This window comes from Streptomyces sp. NPDC055287, from assembly GCF_053646035.1.
The window spans coordinates 1-16,542 of sequence record NZ_JBSHNE010000003.1; the positions used below are offsets into that span (position 1 = coordinate 1).

The window sequence follows — 16,542 nt, forward strand, 5'->3', positions numbered from 1 at the left end:
ACTCCGTCAACGGCAAGAAGAACGACGGCAAGGCCAAGGAGTCCCTCCAGGTCGTGGACGTGGCGCAGCTGCTCCTCGACTCGGTGAGGACCCCGTCGGCAGAGGCGGCAGAGACGGAGGAGACGGAAGCCGGCGAGGCCAAGTCGGAGGGCGCGCCCGCCGCATCGGACAGCGATCGCGTCGCGGGAGGCCCGGCGCCGGTGAAGTAGCGAACGGCTGAGGACGAGGCGGCCGGAGCGGCGGCTGGCGCAAACCCAGCCGCCGCTCCGCCCGCCGTACGACCTGCGACGGACCCGAGACGTCAGGGGGTGACTGCCGGCACTGCGGCTACCCGTCACGTGGCTCCAACGGCACTCCTACCAAATGGACTCGACCCATTCGGGGTGGTCGATGAAGGGGTTCCTGTTGTGCTGGTAGGCGCTGTATATGACGTCGTTGCGACGCTGCTCGAACGTGTCCGGCGGGTCCTGGAGGGACCACTGCTTCAGGACGCTGAGGCGGCCGATCGCGGGAAGTGAGCCGTTGCTGACCCGGTCGTTGGGTTCGAGGTCGGCGAAGCCGTCACCGCCGTCGTAACGGACGGCCATGTAAAGGATCATGCGGGCAACGTCGCCCTTGACGGCGTTCCGGGGCTCGAAGCTGTCGGCGTCGGTGTAGTTGCCCGTCGCGCCGGACACGGCACTGCCGCCGTTGTCGAAGTCCTTGTTGCCACGGATGTTGTTGACCGTGACGTCTTCCGGCCGCAGGTGGTGCAGGTCGGTGCCCGGTCCGGTGGTGGTTCCGAAGTCGCCGTGGGACTTGGCCCATACGTGCTCGCGGTTCCAGTCGCCGGTATTGCCGCCGTTGCGGGTCTTGGCGATGGACTTGCCCGTGTACAGCTCGATCACATTGGCCGTGTTGGCAGGGTCCTGGTCGGTGTTCTTCAGCGCCGTCCACACCTGGTCGTACGACACCGTGGACTGCGTACTGATGATCGTGTGCAGGGTGCTCTTGAGCGCCGCACCGCTCTTGCCCTCCGCGGCCGCGTAGTACGTGCTGACGTCCGGCGTAGCAGCGACGGCGGTTGTCGCGGTGTCAGAGCTCACAACGGCGGGGCGCGCCTGCGTGGGGGAGGCTGCGGCGATACCTATGGACGCGGCCGCGGTCAGGGCGGCGGCCCATCTCAGGTTGGTACGACGGGACATGGGGATGGTGTCCTCTCACGGGCGCCCGCCACTGCGGCGGACGGTCACGACGGTGATCGGACCCTGCCACAGCACAGGTAACACCGGATGACATCCACGCAACAACCACAACTCAGATAACAACTGTTCGGCGCAGGGTCCGGTATGTCAGGCTGTCGTGTGGACGAAGAACTGTGGCTGCGGAACCAGACGTGGGCGGACCTTGACCCGACGGGCCGCACCTTCGACGCGGACGACGCGTACGACGTGGTCGCCGCGATCCCGATTCCGGAGCAGGACCCCGATCGGATGCGGGGGTTCCGCTACCAGGACGCGGTGACCCGCGCGCTGGCCGACCGGTTCGGCACCTGGGTCGTCGGCTGGAACGACTCGACGCACTTCGGCGGTCCTGTCGAGGCCTGGTGCTGCCCCTCCCACTCGGTCACCACCGAGGAGGAAACCCCGGACCGGGTCGTGGACTCGCTGGAGGAGTGGTGCGACTGGCTGCGGGAGCTGGCCGAGAAGTTCGACCGCCTCTCCCCCGCCCCGTACGCCTCGGACGAGGACCGGCAGTGGGCGTGGGAGCGGGCCACGGCCCGGCTGGTGACAGTGGTGCTGGACCGTACCTCCTGCGAGGCCGGCTGGTACGGGCACTGCGTGCTGGTGCTGCGCTGGTACCTGGAGAGCAACGGTGTTCCGCCCGAGCGGGCGCTCGAGTGGGTGGAGGAAGCCGTTGGTGGCCGGTTCAAGAGCTGGACTGACCCTGGACCGCTGCTGGTCGAAGACGTGGCCGTGCGGATAGCCGCCCGTGCGGACCGCTGACCGCGGCAGGGCCCCCGACGACCTGCTGGTGTGGCAGGACGTACGCGAACGGGTGGACTGGGCCGGGGCCTGCCCCGACGTGACCGGCCCGGTACGCGGCGCCCGCGACGGGATCGCGGACCACGCGGCGGCGTCCGGGCCCACGCGGGGCGAGGACCGGGCCGAGCGGCTGGGGGCGGCCTGGAGGCAGGCGTACGCCGATGCGCGCGCCGGCCGCCGGCTGGACTTCGAGCGGCTCGCCGGCTGGCAGCGGACCGTACTCGGCGTTCCCCGGGCAGCGTTCCGCACCCGTACGGCCTTCGCCAAGGGCGGCCGTGAGCGCTACGGACTGCGCGGGGACACCACGCGGCGCTTCGCCGCCTGCCTCGCCCAGAGCCGCGCGTCGTCCGTACCGCTGCCCGCGAGGGCCGCTCGTCTGTATCTCGACGTCGCCTTCTTCCACCCCTTCGACGACGGCAACGGCCGTGCCGCACTGCTCGCCCTCGGCCATCTGCTCGCCACCGAGGACATCGTGCCGGCCTGGGTCGGCCCGCTCACGGTCGCCCGTTACGCGGACGACCCGGAGGGAGCCGCCGAGCTGGCCCACGTAGTGCACCTGCTCATCACCCGGCCGCCCCGCCGGACCCACTTCGGCGGCGCAGACCAGAGCCGCTGACGAACTGTCACCCCACATGGAGACGGAACCTGACGGGACAGCCTCCCTGGAGAGGCCGCAGGACGTGGCGGCGCAAGGCGTGGCGGCGCAGCCGTGCGCCTGCGGGGGCTGGATTGTTCTCGCGCGGGGTTGGGCAATGTTGTGGTCATGATCACCACTGCGCCACCCATTCCCCAGGCTCCGGGGTCACTCCCCCTTCTCGGCCACGCGATACCCCTCATGCGCGACAATCTCAGTTTCATCGCCTCACTGCGGAATCAAGGCCCCCTCGTCAGGATCTACCTTCAGCCGGGCCAGCCGACGATCGTCGTCAACGACCCCCCGCTGATCCACCAGATGCTGGTGGACCTCGCACCGAGCCTGGACAAGGGCCGCTTCTTCGGAAAGATGGGCCAGGTACTCGGTGGCGACAGCGTCGTCACCGCCGCGGGCGCGGCGCACGTCCGCAAGCGGCGGCAGTTGCAGCCGGCGTTCCGCCACGCCGAGATAGCCCGCTACGTCGACCTCATGCGCGAACAGGTCACCAGGACGGTCACGGGCTGGAAGCCGGGCCAAGTCCTGGACGTGCGTGAGGTGATGGTGAAGCTGTCGCTCGACATGCTCGTCGAGACAGTGTTCTCGTCCAGCCTCGACCAACGGGCCTTTCACCAGCTACGGCGTGATCTGTCCGTCGTCATGAACGGCGTGGGAGCCCGCGTCATGCTGCCCGACTGGGTGGAAAGGCTGCCGCTGCCCGCGAACCGGCGCTTCAACGCGTCCCGGACAGCCGTACGCGCACTCATCGGTGAAGCGGTGGACGCACTGCGGGAATCCGGGCACGACACGGGGGACATGCTCTCGATGCTGCTGCGGGCCCAGGACGAGGAGACCGGTGGTCCGATATCGCGCCATCAGGTTTCGTCCGAGATCCTGACGCTCGCGGTAGCGGGTACGGAGACCACGGCGTCCGTCCTCAGTTGGATGCTGTACGAACTCGCACGGAACCCGGAGGTGGAACAGCGCCTCCACGGCGAGCTGGAGGACGTACTCGGTGACCGGCCCGTGCGCTTCGAGGACGTCGGCCGGCTCCCGTTCCTGCGCAACGTCATCAACGAGACCCTTCGACTGCACCACACGGGCTGGCTCGTCACCCGCCGTACGCTCACCGAAACCCGGCTCGGTGACTGGGACCTCCCCGCAGGTACCGAGCTGGCGTACTGCCAGCATGCCCTGCACCGCGATCCAGCCCTGTTCCCGGATCCGCTGCGCTTCATTCCCGACCGCTGGCTGGACGACGGTGCGGCGGCGGCTCTTCCCGAGGGCGCCTGGCTTCCGTTCGGTGCCGGTAAGCACAAGTGCATCGGCGACCATTTCGCCGTCACGGAGCTGACCACGGCGATCGCGACGATCGCCAGGGCGTGGCGGCTCGAAACGGTGCCCGGCCGGCAGGTCCGGCCCGTCGCGCGAGCGACGGTGCGGCCCAGCACGCTGCTGATGACCGCGACCCCCAGGAGCCGGACCGGCGATTGACGGAAATTGGCGGCCCGGCCTCGTGTTCCCGGACGGTCGTCAGCCCTGCGGAGCACCGTCCGCACCACGGGTGACGTCGGCCCACGCGTCCAGCTCGTGGAGGCGTGCGGTGAGGGCGGCGCGCAGGCCGTCCTCCGCCGCGCGCCCCAGGGCCAGACGCAAGGGCGGCTGCTTGGCGTCGACCGCGGTGACCACTGCCGCGGCGGCGCGCGCAGGGTCGATGAACGCTTCAGGGGGCAGCTCGCCGAGCGAGCTCTGCACGGCGCGTACGGTCGGGTCGTAGTCGCAGGCGGGTTCGGCGAAGACCAGGTGGGACAGGAACCCTGTGCTCATGTAGCCCGCCCACATGCTCGCCGCAGCGGCCGACGTCGCCCTGCGCGGCTCATGGATGCGGCTCAAGGCATGCCGGAACCCGCCGTGCCACCTCGGGTTCTACGACCGTACGCGCAACTCCTCCGCGGCCTACTGCAGTCCGAACCGGTGCGGAGCCCAGGTCGCCATGCGTACGTATCGCAGCCGCAAGGCGAAGCAGGAGGGCGGCCGTCCGAGCGCCTAGCCCGCCGCGAGAGCGCGCATCCGCACGGGGAAGCACGCGCTTCCGCACCCACCGTGAGCGAACCTGGGCGGAGCTCCGCTGTCCACATGACGGCCGGGCCCCCGAGCAGACGCCTTCCCGCGCGAGTGCGGCGGAGATTGCAGCACTACCACCGCGCCATCCACGACCCGGCGACTGTGCACGCCATGTGCGAGGACTACCGCGCAACGAACCCGCCGGCTCCAGCCGCGACTAGCCGGCCCGTTCGGCGCTCTCGCCCTCGGTCTCCACATGCGGCAGCACCCGGTCCAGCCAGCGCGGTGTCCACCAGGCGGCCTTCCCCAACAGCGTCATCGCGGCCGGCACCAGGAGCAGGCGCACGATGGTGGCATCGATGAGTACGCTCGCCGCCAGGCCCAGGCCGAGCATCTTGACCACGATGTTGTCGCTGACGATGAAGGCCGCGAAGACGCTGACCATGATCAGCGCCGCGCAGGTGATGACGCGTGCCGTGATTTCCAGGGCGTGCGCCACGCTCGCCCTGGGGTCCCCGGTCCGTAGCCATGCCTCATGGACCCGGGAGAGCAGGAAGATCTCGTAATCCATGCTGAGGCCGAAGACGATGGCGAACATCATCATGGGCACATAACTCTCGATCGGCACGTCGCCCGAGACGCCGAGCGCCGGACCTCCCCAGCCCCACTGGAAGACCGCCACCACGACGCCGTACGAGGCCGCGATCGACAGCACATTGAGTACAGCCGCCTTGACCGCGACGAGTACGCCGCGGAAGACGACCAGGATGACGAGGAAGGCGAGTCCGACGACCACCGCGATGATCAGCGGCAGACGGCTGGAGACGACGTCCAGGAAGTCCACTTGTGCCGCCGTCGTGCCCGTCACATAGGTCTTGGCATCGGTACCGGACACCGCCTGCGGCAGTACGTCGTCCACGAGATGGTTGACGAGCTGCGTGGTCCTCTCGTCCTGAGGAGCGGCGACCGAGTACGCGGTGCCGATCAGTACGTCGCCGTCCGACGTTGCCGTCAGCGGGGTGATCGTCGCGGCGTCGGGCACGTTGCTCAGGGTCTTCTGCGCCGTGGAGGCCAGCGAGGCGCGGTCTGCCTGGGGGACGGCGGACTGGTCGATCACGAGGGTCATCGGACCGTTCGAACCCGGCCCGAACGCCGAAGACATCAAGTCGTAGGCGCGCCGGTCGGTGAAGGACTTCGGGTCGGCGCCATCGCCGATGTGCCCGAGCTGGATGAACAGCAGTGGGAACGCGAGGACCGCCAGGACAACGACACCGGATGCCATGAACCACCACGGCCGGCGCTCCACGCGCTGGGCGTAGCGGTGCCATGCGCCGTGGGCCTCCTCGCCGGGCCCTGCATCGGTCTCGGCCACGGGCTTGCGTACGCGGTACTTGTCGATCCGTCGGCCGATCAGGCCCAGCATCGCCGGGACAAGGGTGAGCGCGCCGAGGACGGCCGTGACCACGGTGACCGCCGCGGCGAGGCCCAGCTTGCCGATGAAACTGATCCCGGACACCCACAGGCCCGACAGGGCGATGACGACCGTGCAGCCGGAGACAAGCACGGCCCGGCCGCTCGTCGCCGCCGCCGCCCCGGCCGCCGTGACCGGGTCCTGCCCGTTCATCACGTTCTGGCGGTGCCGCGTGATGAGGAAGAGCGCGTAGTCGATGCCGACGCCGAGGCCGATCATCGTGGCAAGCGTCGGCGAGACGGTGGCGAACGTGAACGCCGCGGCCAGCAGCCCGAGGAGAGCAAGTCCGCAGATCACGGCGATCAGCGCGGTCACCAGCGGGAGTCCCGCCGCGAGTACGCTGCCGAAGCCGATCAGGAGCACGAGGATCGCCACTCCGAAGCCGATTGCCTCGCTGGTGCGGTCGTCGGGTTCCGGCCGGGCCAGTTCGCCCAGCGGGCCGCCGTACTCCACGGTCACCCCGGCCGCGCGCAGTGGCTGCACCGCCGTGTCCACTCCGTCCAGGTAGGACGCTCCCAGCGTGGAGGGCTGGACGTCGAACCGGACGGTGACGTAGGCCGTCTTCCCGTCGGAGGAGTACGGTCCGACGTTCTTGGACCCGGTGGGGGGCGTGGTGCCGGGGGCCGGCAGGGGATTCTGCGCGCTGAGCACGTGAGGCAGCTTCTGAAGGTCCGTCACGACGGTCCCCATCTGGCTGCTGACGTCGGTCAGCGGCTTCGACTCGTCGTTCAGCACGATCTGGGCGCTGTAGCCGCCGGCGGTCGGCTCATGGGCCTCGAGGACGTCGAGACCGTCCTGGGACTGGGAACCGGGCAGGGAGAAGTTGTCCGAGTAGGAACCGCCGTGCGCGCGGTCCAGTACCTGGAGGCCCACGAGAGCGGCCAGCCACAGGACGACGACGGTCACGAAGTGGCGGGCGCACCACTCGCCGATGCGCCGCAACACGCCTTTGGGGCGGGCGGTGGAGGCGCGCTCGGCCGGGCCTTCGGCTGCGGGGTGTGACGAGGGCATGCGTTCTCCCGACGACCACGGCGCTGCCGCCCGGTCCGTGGGTGCTCGAGTGCGGCTCCCGGAGAGTGACGCACCGTACTACCCGCCATTGAAAGGGGCTCCGGCCGGCGGAGCACGCCCGCCGGGGAGAACGGGTGACAGGAGGGGCGGTGCGCCGAGAACCGCACGACAATGAGCGAGAGCCGTACGGATCCCGGGAGGCGACGTGCAACCGCAGTCCGGCGCCGTCCTGGTCCCCCTCGCCGTCGCACTGACCGTGACGACGGGCATGATCGAGGCGGTGAGTCTTCTCAGCCTCGGTCCGGTGTTCACCGCCATGCAGACGGGCAACGTGCTCTTCCTCGCCTTCGGGGTCGTGGGTGAGGGCGGACTGTCGATGGTGGCGCCGTGCACGTCCCTCGGCGCATTCGCGGTGGGCACGGTGATCGGGGCGCGGATGGAGTCCATGCTGGAGTCCCGCCGGCAGCGGTGGTTCAGCGTCGCCCTGTACGTCGAAGCGCTGCTGATCACCGCAGCCGCCTTCGGGGCCTGGGGACTCGAACGCGCCGAGGGCACGTTGACGGGGCGGCATGCCGGCGTGACCGCCGTACTCGCGCTCGCCATGGGCATCCGCGGTGTCACCACGATGCGGGCGAGCGTCCCGGACGTACCCACGACCCTGGTCACCCGGGCGATGACCGCGCTGCTCGGCGGCTCGCCGCTGGGCCACGACGCCGCCCTGGGCTATGGGAGCCGGGCCTGGGCACGCCGCAGCGCGTCGGTCCTCGCGATGTTCACCGGCGGTCTCATCGGTGCGTCCATGCTGCACAGCGGCCGGCCCGTGACTCTGGTGCTGCTGTCGGCCGCCGTGGTCGTCCTGGTCGTGGCCACGATCCGCATCAGCCACGCGCGGCTGCGCACCCGGTGAGCCCGGGCCCGGCCCTCGCAGCCCGAAGTGCGGACAGGCCCGGCCCTGCTCCGTGTGTGTTCTCGTACGGACCACCCCGGAAGTACAGGCTGTCAGAAGCCGGTTCCTCCCCGTCCCGTGCCGGTGGTGGCCTCCCGGCCGCGCGCCCGGTAGCTCTCCGCGTCGAGGGTGACCACCTCCGCGTGATGGGCGAGGCGGTCGACCGCCGCCGAGGCGACCCCCGCGTCGCCGAACACCTCCTCCCAGCGGCTGAGCGGCCGGTCGCTGGTGACGATCAGTGAGGCCCGCTCGTAACGGTGCGAGACGAGCTGGAAGAGGAGATGCGGCGCCTCGCCCTCGAGGGGCAAGTAGCCCAGCTCGTCAACGATCAGCACCGGATAGTCGTCCAGCCGCGCGAGCTCCTTCGTCAGTCGGCCCGCCGCCTTCGCGTCCCCGAGGCGGGCGGCCCACTCGGCCGCCGTGGCGAACAGCACCCGGTGGCCGGCCTGGCACGCCCGTACACCCAGCGCGACGGACAAATGCGTCTTGCCCGTGCCCGGGGCTCCGAGGAAGACCACATTGCCCTTGCGGGCGACGAAGTCGGCCTTGCCCAGCCGGGCGAGGGTGTGCGGGTCGGGCGACCTCAGGTGACTGTCGTCGAACATCTCCAGGACCTTGCGCGCGGGAAACCCTGCCGCTTCGATCCGCTCCTCCGCGCCGGACCCCGGCTCCTCGTCCGTGCCGTCCCGCTGCCGGGGCAGGGTCACCGACCGCGGCCCGAGTGCGGAGTGGGCCTTGCTCTCGTGCGAGGCCATGGGGCCGGACATGTACGCGAGGATCGCCGCCGAGGCGATGAACGCCATGTGGATCACCGTCCCCCAGAGCAGGTCGTGCTGGGGTGTGTGGTGCACGTCCACGAACATCTGCAACAGGTGCACCGACGAGATCCCGACGATCGCGGTGGCCAGTTTCACCTTCAGCACATTGGAGTTGACGTGCGAGAGCCACTCCGGCTGGTCACGGTGGCCCTGGAGCCCGATCCGAGACACGAAGGTCTCGTACCCGCCGACGATCACCATGATCAGCAGGTTGGCGATCATGACGACGTCGACCAGCTTGAGAACGGCGAGCATGACGTGCGTCTCGTCCGCGCGCCCGCTGACGACATGGTCGATGAGGTGCCACAACTCGTTGAAGAACTTGTAGACATAGACCCCCTGCGCGGCCACCAGGCCGAAATACAGAGGTGCTTGGAGCCACCGGGTGGCGAACAACGCGCAGCCGAGCGTCATCATGGTCGACGGGGACGAGGCAGGACGGGACAACGGCACCTCCAGCAGTGGGAAGAGATTCGTATTCTTGTGGCCCACCGCCGAAAATCTGAATTCGTGCCACCCGTTGGGGTTAATAGAATTCCAGTAGGACAACGTCTTTCACGGGCGCCGCAGTGCCCCGGTGCGGGACCCGGCACCGGGGGAATCGTTCATCCTCGCGAACCGCGGAGGGGCCGCGCACAGCCCCGGGCACGTCCCGGTCCGGCCGGGCGCGCTACACCGGCTCGGGCGCGAAGGACAACAGCTCGTCCGTGCCGGGCTGGACGACGGCGCAGCTGCCCTCGGGCAGTTCCTTCCAGACACCGGGAAGGTCGCCCAACGGCTCGGACACGATGAGCCGCGTCTCGGGAGAGACTCCCCGCAGGAAGGCGAGATCGGGGTGGAGCTCGCGCACGGTGGCCGCCCGCGTGCTGTAGAAGAGCGACCGCGATGCCCCCTGGCTCGAGTACCGGAATGCCCACAGCCGCTCACTGTCGGTCACCGCGATGGTCATCTGGAGCGGGAACTCCACCCCGTGCTCACGGCCCAGCCCTTCGACCAGCCCGGCCATCCGGGCCACGGCACCGGGCGCGTCCTGGTCCAGGCCCAGGGTGATCGCCAGGTAGAACATCACTTCCGAGTCCGTCGACCCCTCGAGCGAGGAGAACAGCGCGGGGTCGACGGCCAGGGAGAGATCGCGCCGTATCCGGTGGAAGTCGGCGATCGCGCCGTTGTGCATCCACATCCACCGGCCGTGCCGGAAGGGGTGGCAGTTCGTCTGCTGCACGGCCGTACCGGTCGAGGCGCGGACATGCGCGAAGAACAGCGGTGAGCGGACGTGGTCCGCGATCTCCTGCAGATTGCGGTTGTTCCAGGCGGGACCCGTGTCCCGGACGATGGCCGGCGTCCTCGCGTCGGATCCGTACCAGCCGATGCCGAATCCGTCGCCGTTCGTCGTCTCGACACCCATCCGCGAGTGGAGACTCTGGTCGATCAAGGAATGGGCCGGCTTGTACAGAATGTCACCGAGTAGGACAGGTGTTCCGGAGTAGGCAAGCCATCGGCACATGGAGGGCACTCCCTTCCCGGCGAAAACCGCCCCCCGGCGCGCGACGGCCGCGGTGCGGCGACCGGGCCGTTCAGGCTCTCTGCTTTCACAGCGCCGGACGGATGCCCCGACCCTCGTGGCGGCGTACCGCCGGTCGAGGCAGCTTCCCCTGGCGGATGCCCCGCTCAGCGGACGGGAAACAGCCGACCGGACGGTCAACCGCAGGCCGGGGACTCAGCCCCGGCCCGCCCGCGCGTCACCATGACCGAAGGGTACGTTCGCCCTACTCCGCGTGAGGTGTCTCTCAGGTGCCCGGCTTGCGGCCGTACACGAAGACGTCGTCGCCGTTGCGGAGCATGCTCCAGTACTTCGCGGCGGCGGTTTTGGTCATGTTTACGCACCCGTGCGAGCCGGGCGGCGCCCAGACGCTGATGCCGACCGAGTGGAACGCCTGGCCGCCGTCGAAGAACTGGCTGTACGGCATCGGCACGTTGTACAGGCTGGAGACGTGGTCGATGTTGCGCCAGTAGACCTTCTTCGCGCCGGTGCGGGTCTCGTAACCATTGCGGCCGGTGCGCACCGCGACCGGTCCGTACGCCAGTCGGCTGCCGTCCTGGATCCAGCTGAGCTGGAGGGTCAGGTCGACGCAGGCGATACGTCCCTTGTTCGTCGGGCACCGGCCGGCCCTGTTCGGATTGTTGCCGACGGCCTTCTGCTTGTTCATGAGGTCCATGACGCCCCAGGTGATGGGGCCCGCCAGCCCGGCGTTCGGGCTGATGGAGTGTTTCGTCTGGAATGCCTGGATCGCCCTGCAGTCGGCGGCCGACTGCCTTCCGTCCACCGGGCGGCCGAGAAACTTCTCGACCTGCTTCTGATAGGCCCCGGTCTGCGTCGTGCACGACGCGGCCTGAGCCGTCGTGCTTCCCATGACCACGGTGAGCGGGGCCACCAGCGCGGTGATCCCCGCTGCGACAACTCCTCTTCGGCGTATGTCCCTCACGGCTGTCGCCTTCCCTTGTGCGCGCGTGATTTCACGTTTCGCCTAATAGACGGCGGAAAGGGCGCGGTAGTTGCACGCAGGAAGGAGACAGTTTCATCACCACGAACGCAGTGAGAAACCGATCACACGACCCCGCAATCCGAATCCTCGTTCACGCTTCGCTCCGGTGGAGAGCATCGAGGGCGGCCCGTTCGTCCTCGGAAAGGCGCAGTGAGCCGGTCGCCACATTCTCGGTCAGGTGCTCCGGGCTGCCGGTGCCCGGGATGGCCAGTACGTGCGCCCCGCGCTGCAGCGTCCACGCCAGCCGGACCTGTGCCGCGCTCGCCCCATGTGCCCGCGCGACGGCCAGCACCTCTTCACTCTCGGCGCCGTTCGCGCCCGCCTCGCGCCCAGCACCGGCAATCGCATAGAACGGCACAAACGCGACACCTTGTTCACCGCAGATGCGCAGGAACTCGTCCTGCTCGGGCCGCGCGCCGATGCCGTACGGATTCTGTACGCAGACCACGGGCGCGATGGCCCGCGCCTCGGTGAGGTGTTCCGGGCGAACGTTGGAGAGACCCAGGTGGCGGATGAGCCCGGCGTCGCGCAGCTCGGCCAGCGCGCCGAAACGCTCGGCGATCGAATCGGTCCCGACAATGCGCAGGTTCACCACGTCGAGGTGGTCGCGCCCGAGCTGGCGCAGGTTCTCCTCGACCTGGCCCCGCAGCAGCTCCGGTGTGGCATGGGGCAGCCACTCCCCCGACGGGGCCCGTCCCGGCCCGACCTTGGTGGTGATGACGAGATCGTCGGGGTAGGGGGCCAGTGCCTGGTTGATCAGCTCGTTGGCGGAACGCAGCGGTGAGAAGTAGAACGCGGCGGTGTCCACATGGTTCACGCCGAGCTCAACCGCGCGGCGCAGCACGCTGATCGCCCGGCCACGATCGCTCGCGGGGGCGTCGGCCGTGAAGGCCTCGCCGTTCTGCGTCAGGCGCATCGCGCCGAACCCGATGCGGTTGATCTCCAGGTCGCCGAGCGTCCAGGTGCCCGATGCCGCCGCGGTGATGGTTGTTGAGGTCATGCCGGGGATGATCGCGCCGATGTAAGGTGGCCGCCATTGATCAAGGCATGCCTGAATGCTTGGAGCGGTCATTCCTGCGGAGCTGGCGTTCTCGGCGAGCGACCTGGCGCAGATGCGGTTCGCCGTCTCGCCGATGTGGGAAGTCGTGACGAGTTTCCGCCTGGTGAACTCCGGTTCCGCACATCCAGTGCACCGACCCTGGCTCGAGCAGGTACGGCCGCGCGTGGCCGCCGCCGGCCTGGACCGGGGCTGGCTCGCCGAACTGATCCCGCCCGCGGGTTATGTTCCCGACTTCCTCAACCCGGCGCCCGTCGGGCCGGCACCAGCGCCGGCGGTGGAGCTGGCCGCGATCGTGGCCGTTCCCGCCGGGCGGGTACGGCAGGACCTCGACCACCTGAGGCACCATCAGGGAAGTCTCGGCCCCCGGCTGCGGACCCTGTACGCCGAGCCACAGGCGCGTCTGGCCCGTGTGGCGGAGGAGATCGAGACGTACTGGGAGCTGGCGCTCGCCCCGTACTGGGCGCGGATCCGGGCCGTGCTCGACGCCGACGTCTTCTACCGGGCCCGGCAGGTCGCCGAGCGTGGCGTGGGCCACCTCTTCAACGATCTGCACGCCTCGGTCAGCTGGGACGACAACGCGCTGCGTCTGGTCCGCCGGCGGCGGACCCTGTCCCGGCAGACAGCGGGAGCGGGGCTGCTGCTGGTTCCCTCGGTTTTCGCCGGGCCGGGTCCACGCACCCGGGTGAGCCTGCCGGACCCTCCGCAACTCGCGTATCCGGCGCGCGGCGTCGGCGCGCTGTGGGAATCCCGGCCCGTCCCGAGGACCGATGCCATCGCCGCCGTACTCGGCCGCTCGCGGACCCGGTTGCTGACCGAACTGGAGGCCCCTGCCTCCACCACCGAGCTGGCCCACCGTACGGGACTCTCCGCCGCCCGCGTGTCCCAGAACCTCACCGCGCTGCACCGTGCGGGCCTGGTGAGCGCCCACCGGGCCGGCCGCTCGGTTCTCTACGCCCGGACCTCCGCCGCCGAGTCCGTCCTCGCGGCCGCCGCGCCGTAAGAACACCTTCCTTTATGGGAGCGAACGCGCTCGTGGGCCGTACCTGCGATGCGGGCGGGCGCGTCAGCGGGGAGCGGTGGTGCTGCCGGGCACCAGGGCCCAGACGTACTTGCCGGCCGCGTGTGGTTCGACTCCCCAACGCGACGCCAGGCGGTCCAGGATGTGCAGCCCGAATCCGCCGACGTCGGTTTCGAGGTCGGGCGTTCCCTGGGCGGGCGGTACGGGGCTGGCGTCGCGGACGCTCAGGCGGACGCCGTCCGGTGTCGGGGTCAGATGGAGCCATGCGTCCGTACCGGCGTGACGGTGGGCGTTGGTGACCAGCTCCGAGACGAGGAGCACCACGACCTCGATGCGCTCGGGCGGCCAGCTCCATGACTCCAGCTTCTCCCGCGCGAGATCGCGGGCGTGGGCGAACGCGCCCGGCCCCTGAGGGATACGCCAGCTGGAGCCGGTCACGGCGTCAGTCATCGCTCTCGCGCGTCTGTCTGGAGCTGATCACGTCCATGGGTGCCCTCGGCCCGGCTCGTACCGTCGGTTCACAGGCTACGTGACCCGCGGCGGGAATCGTCAGGGGTCTGCGCGGCCGGGTCACCGCCGCCAAGTTCCTTGCGTACAGACCATGGTCGGTCACCGGCTGTTTAAAAGCCCAGGCCGGGGCAGACGGCAGCCATGAGTGATCTTCATGCTGCCGCATCCAGGGGTGACCGCCGGATATGACCCTCCCCATACGCAGGCCGGGACGCGCTCAGCGGAGAACGGTCTTCAGCCTCCGGCAGACCGTCCTGGGGTTCGGACTCGTCGCCATCGTTCTGTGCGGTGCGGGCCTCACTCTGAAGCTGGCTGTACAGGCGGCCGACAACCGCCCGGCGGTCGCCGCGGTGACGGCCGTCGCGGTGGTCGCCGTCCTGGCGACCCTGCGGAGGGTACGCAGGCGCCGCGGTGCGGCCCGCGTCACCGACGCCGTTGTCGACGCCACGTACGAGATGGCCGAGACCCACACCGCCGAAGCCGAAGAACGGTACACGGCGGCCCCCGCCGTAACGGAGGCAGCGGCTCAGGCGGGCTCCCCCGTCGAGACTTTCGCATCCACGGATTACGCCGCCATGGATCCCGAGGCTTTCGAGCAGGCCATCGCCGCGCTCTGCGAGCGGGACGGCTGCCGGGACGTCCACGTCGTCGGCGGAGCCGGGGACCTCGGCGCCGATGTCGTGGCCACCGCGCCCGACGGACGGCGCGTCGTCATCCAGTGCAAACGCTACGGCCCCATGAACAAGGTCGGCTCCCAGGATGTCCAGCGCTTCGGCGGGACGTGCTTCGCTGTGCACGAGGCGCAGGTCGCGGCCGTCGTGACCACCGGTGAATTCACCCAGCCCGCAGCCGAGTACGCCGAGCAGTGCGGCATTCTCTGCGTCGACCACCTGGGGCTCGTCGCCTGGACCGACGGCACCGGATCAGCCCCCTGGGAAGCGGACGTCGCCGCACCGTCCGGCGAATGTTCCTAATTCTTGTTGCGCGGCATGAATACAAGAGTAAAGGCAGGGCACCCCCTCGTGGGACAAGCACTACCAGGGGAGGACAGGCACATGACAGCGACTTCCGCACAGGCTGCCGGAACCGATCTGACGGAGGCCGTGGCCCCGTCCGGGGCCGGCTCACGGGCCGGTGCCGATGAGCTGCCTTGGATCGAGGATGCGGGGAAGGTCGCCCCGAAGGACGCTCGAGCACTGTCGAAGCTGTTCTTCGAGCGGCTCCAAGTCCTTGAAGAGGGCACTCACGAGTACCAGTACGCACGCAACACTCTGATCGAGATGAATCTTTCTCTCGTGCACTTCTCCGCGCGCCGGTTCCGCAATCGCGGCAGCGGTGAGATGGAAGACATCATCCAGGTCGGCACCATAGGCCTGATCAAGGCCATCGACCGGTTCGACCTCTCGCGCGAGGTCGAGTTCACCAGCTTCGCCCTCCCCTACATCATCGGGGAGATAAAGCGCTTCTTCCGTGACACGTCGTGGGCCGTGCACGTTCCCCGGCGCCTGCAGGAACTGCGCGTCGAACTCGCCAAGGCGAAGGAGCGTCTCGCCCTCGACGTCGGCCGCGAACCGACCGTCAGCGAGCTCGCCGAGCACCTGGAGCTCAGCGAGGAAGAGATCATCGAGGGCATCATCGCATCGAACGGCTACATGGCGGGCTCCCTGGAGACACCCAACGACGGTGGCGACAATGCCCAGGGCGACTCGGCCCGTACCGTCGCCGATGTACTGGGCGAACCGGACCCGGCGATGGAAACAGTGGAGGACCTGCACACGCTGGCTCCACTTCTGGACCAGTTGGACCCCCGTGAGCGCCGCCTCCTGGAAATGCGCTTCGGCCAGGAACTGACCCAGTCCGAGATCGGCGCCCGTCTGGGCGTCTCGCAGATGCAGGTCTCCCGCCTTCTCAGCCGGACGATCGCCAAGCTCCGAACAGGCATGTTCGCCTAGTTCCCCGCAGGGCGCGGTGAGCGGAAACCGGGCGCCCGCTCACCGCGCTTCGCGGGCCTGCGGTACGTCCGGACCGTCCTGCGGGGCGGCAACGGCGCGCAGGTGCCGTTCGGGCGGCGTACCGGCCGCCGGGCCATGGGCCGCGCGGTGGGCGCTCATGGCCGCGGCGGCGTCCGCGTGAGCGGGCATCAGCTGGCTCACTCCGGTGAGGTCCAGCAGCCTGGTCAGCCGGTCGGGGACCGCGGCGAGGGCGAGAGACCCGCCGGTTTCCTTGGTACAGCGCAGAATGCCGATCAGCGCGTTGAGACCCGACGAGTCGCAGAAGGCGACCGGCTCCAGGTCCAGGACCAGGTGCCGGCTGCCCTGCCGGCTCAGTTCGAGGGCGCGGTCGCGCAGTTCCGGGGCGGTGGTGTGGTCGATGTCGCCCGTGACGGTGAGCAGGGCGATCCCGCCGTCGAATCGCCGGACGGTGAAGGTGAGGCTGCGGGGCACCG

18 protein-coding genes are annotated in these 16,542 nt (G+C 69.5%); 9 read left to right on the top strand and 9 right to left on the bottom strand.

The window, feature by feature from the left end; translation table 11 throughout:
* Nucleotides 1-209, top strand: a 209-nt coding sequence (locus tag ACWIHY_RS06190) for a hypothetical protein (RefSeq protein ID WP_454374434.1), incomplete at its 5' end; no start/stop codon positions are given.
* Between the two features lie 147 nt (nt 210-356).
* Here the strand turns inward: ACWIHY_RS06190 and ACWIHY_RS06195 are convergent.
* Complete coding sequence (locus ACWIHY_RS06195) at nt 357-1,184, bottom strand: endonuclease I family protein (protein WP_454374435.1); 828 nt, start codon at nt 1,182-1,184, stop codon at nt 357-359.
* A 159-nt stretch (nt 1,185-1,343) separates the two neighbouring features.
* On the opposite strand from ACWIHY_RS06195, the gene ACWIHY_RS06200 reads away from it, so the two are divergent.
* The 3 genes from ACWIHY_RS06200 to ACWIHY_RS06210 all read left to right on the top strand — a co-directional run bounded on the left by ACWIHY_RS06200 (nt 1,344) and on the right by ACWIHY_RS06210 (nt 4,149).
* Entirely contained in the window at nt 1,344-1,985 is a 642-nt protein-coding gene (locus tag ACWIHY_RS06200) for a hypothetical protein (RefSeq protein ID WP_454374436.1), read from the top strand.
* Nucleotides 1,972-2,640: a Fic family protein gene (locus ACWIHY_RS06205; protein WP_454374437.1), complete on the top strand. Its 669-nt coding sequence runs from the start codon at nt 1,972-1,974 to the stop codon at nt 2,638-2,640. Before ACWIHY_RS06200 ends, ACWIHY_RS06205 begins: the two co-directional genes overlap by 14 nt.
* Nucleotides 2,641-2,787: 147 nt before the next feature.
* Complete coding sequence (locus tag ACWIHY_RS06210; protein WP_454374438.1) at nt 2,788-4,149, top strand: cytochrome P450; 1,362 nt, start codon at nt 2,788-2,790, stop codon at nt 4,147-4,149.
* Between the two features lie 39 nt (nt 4,150-4,188).
* Here the strand turns inward: ACWIHY_RS06210 and ACWIHY_RS06215 are convergent, their stop codons facing one another.
* A complete protein-coding gene (locus ACWIHY_RS06215; RefSeq protein WP_454374439.1) occupies nt 4,189-4,482 on the bottom strand; it encodes a hypothetical protein in 294 nt (97 codons plus the stop codon).
* Nucleotides 4,483-4,495: 13 nt separating this feature from the next.
* On the opposite strand from ACWIHY_RS06215, the gene ACWIHY_RS06220 reads away from it, so the two are divergent.
* Nucleotides 4,496-4,705, top strand: a complete 210-nt coding sequence (locus ACWIHY_RS06220; protein ID WP_454374440.1) for a CGNR zinc finger domain-containing protein — start codon at nt 4,496-4,498, stop codon at nt 4,703-4,705.
* Between the two features lie 231 nt (nt 4,706-4,936).
* Here the strand turns inward: ACWIHY_RS06220 and ACWIHY_RS06225 are convergent, their stop codons facing one another.
* Entirely contained in the window at nt 4,937-7,201 is a 2,265-nt protein-coding gene (locus ACWIHY_RS06225; RefSeq protein ID WP_454374441.1) for an MMPL family transporter, read from the bottom strand.
* A 205-nt stretch (nt 7,202-7,406) separates the two neighbouring features.
* On the opposite strand from ACWIHY_RS06225, the gene ACWIHY_RS06230 reads away from it, so the two are divergent.
* Nucleotides 7,407-8,108 carry a YoaK family protein gene (locus tag ACWIHY_RS06230; RefSeq protein WP_454374442.1) on the top strand — a complete coding sequence of 234 codons (702 nt, stop codon included), beginning with the start codon at nt 7,407-7,409 and terminating at the stop codon, nt 8,106-8,108.
* A 92-nt stretch (nt 8,109-8,200) separates the two neighbouring features.
* Here the strand turns inward: ACWIHY_RS06230 and istB are convergent, their stop codons facing one another.
* From istB to ACWIHY_RS06250, 4 genes are all read right to left on the bottom strand, one after another.
* Complete coding sequence (istB, locus tag ACWIHY_RS06235; RefSeq protein ID WP_454374769.1) at nt 8,201-9,382, bottom strand: IS21-like element helper ATPase IstB; 1,182 nt, start codon at nt 9,380-9,382, stop codon at nt 8,201-8,203.
* A 253-nt stretch (nt 9,383-9,635) separates the two neighbouring features.
* The gene (locus ACWIHY_RS06240; RefSeq protein ID WP_454374443.1) at nt 9,636-10,469 is read right to left on the bottom strand and encodes a class II glutamine amidotransferase; all 834 of its coding nucleotides are present in this window, start codon (nt 10,467-10,469) and stop codon (nt 9,636-9,638) included.
* 283 nt (nt 10,470-10,752) lie between these two features.
* Complete coding sequence (locus tag ACWIHY_RS06245) at nt 10,753-11,448, bottom strand: L,D-transpeptidase (protein ID WP_454374444.1); 696 nt, start codon at nt 11,446-11,448, stop codon at nt 10,753-10,755.
* 151 nt (nt 11,449-11,599) lie between these two features.
* Nucleotides 11,600-12,508: an oxidoreductase gene (locus ACWIHY_RS06250; protein ID WP_454374445.1), complete on the bottom strand. Its 909-nt coding sequence runs from the start codon at nt 12,506-12,508 to the stop codon at nt 11,600-11,602.
* 55 nt (nt 12,509-12,563) lie between these two features.
* Here ACWIHY_RS06250 and ACWIHY_RS06255 point away from each other — a divergent pair, with 55 nt between their 5' ends.
* A complete protein-coding gene (locus tag ACWIHY_RS06255) occupies nt 12,564-13,568 on the top strand; it encodes an ArsR/SmtB family transcription factor (protein ID WP_454374446.1) in 1,005 nt (334 codons plus the stop codon).
* A gap of 63 nt (nt 13,569-13,631) precedes the next feature.
* Here the strand turns inward: ACWIHY_RS06255 and ACWIHY_RS06260 are convergent, their stop codons facing one another.
* Nucleotides 13,632-14,036, bottom strand: coding sequence for an ATP-binding protein (locus tag ACWIHY_RS06260; protein WP_454374447.1), 405 nt, complete (start codon nt 14,034-14,036; stop codon nt 13,632-13,634).
* 245 nt (nt 14,037-14,281) lie between these two features.
* On the opposite strand from ACWIHY_RS06260, the gene ACWIHY_RS06265 reads away from it, so the two are divergent.
* Together ACWIHY_RS06265 and ACWIHY_RS06270 are read left to right on the top strand one after the other, a co-directional pair.
* Nucleotides 14,282-15,070: a restriction endonuclease gene (locus tag ACWIHY_RS06265; RefSeq protein WP_454374448.1), complete on the top strand. Its 789-nt coding sequence runs from the start codon at nt 14,282-14,284 to the stop codon at nt 15,068-15,070.
* An 81-nt stretch (nt 15,071-15,151) separates the two neighbouring features.
* Nucleotides 15,152-16,048, top strand: a complete 897-nt coding sequence (locus tag ACWIHY_RS06270; RefSeq protein WP_454374449.1) for a SigB/SigF/SigG family RNA polymerase sigma factor — start codon at nt 15,152-15,154, stop codon at nt 16,046-16,048.
* A gap of 39 nt (nt 16,049-16,087) precedes the next feature.
* Here ACWIHY_RS06270 and ACWIHY_RS06275 read toward each other — a convergent pair whose 3' ends face one another.
* Entirely contained in the window at nt 16,088-16,540 is a 453-nt protein-coding gene (locus ACWIHY_RS06275; protein ID WP_454374450.1) for an STAS domain-containing protein, read from the bottom strand.
* Nucleotides 16,541-16,542 lie beyond the last annotated feature (2 nt).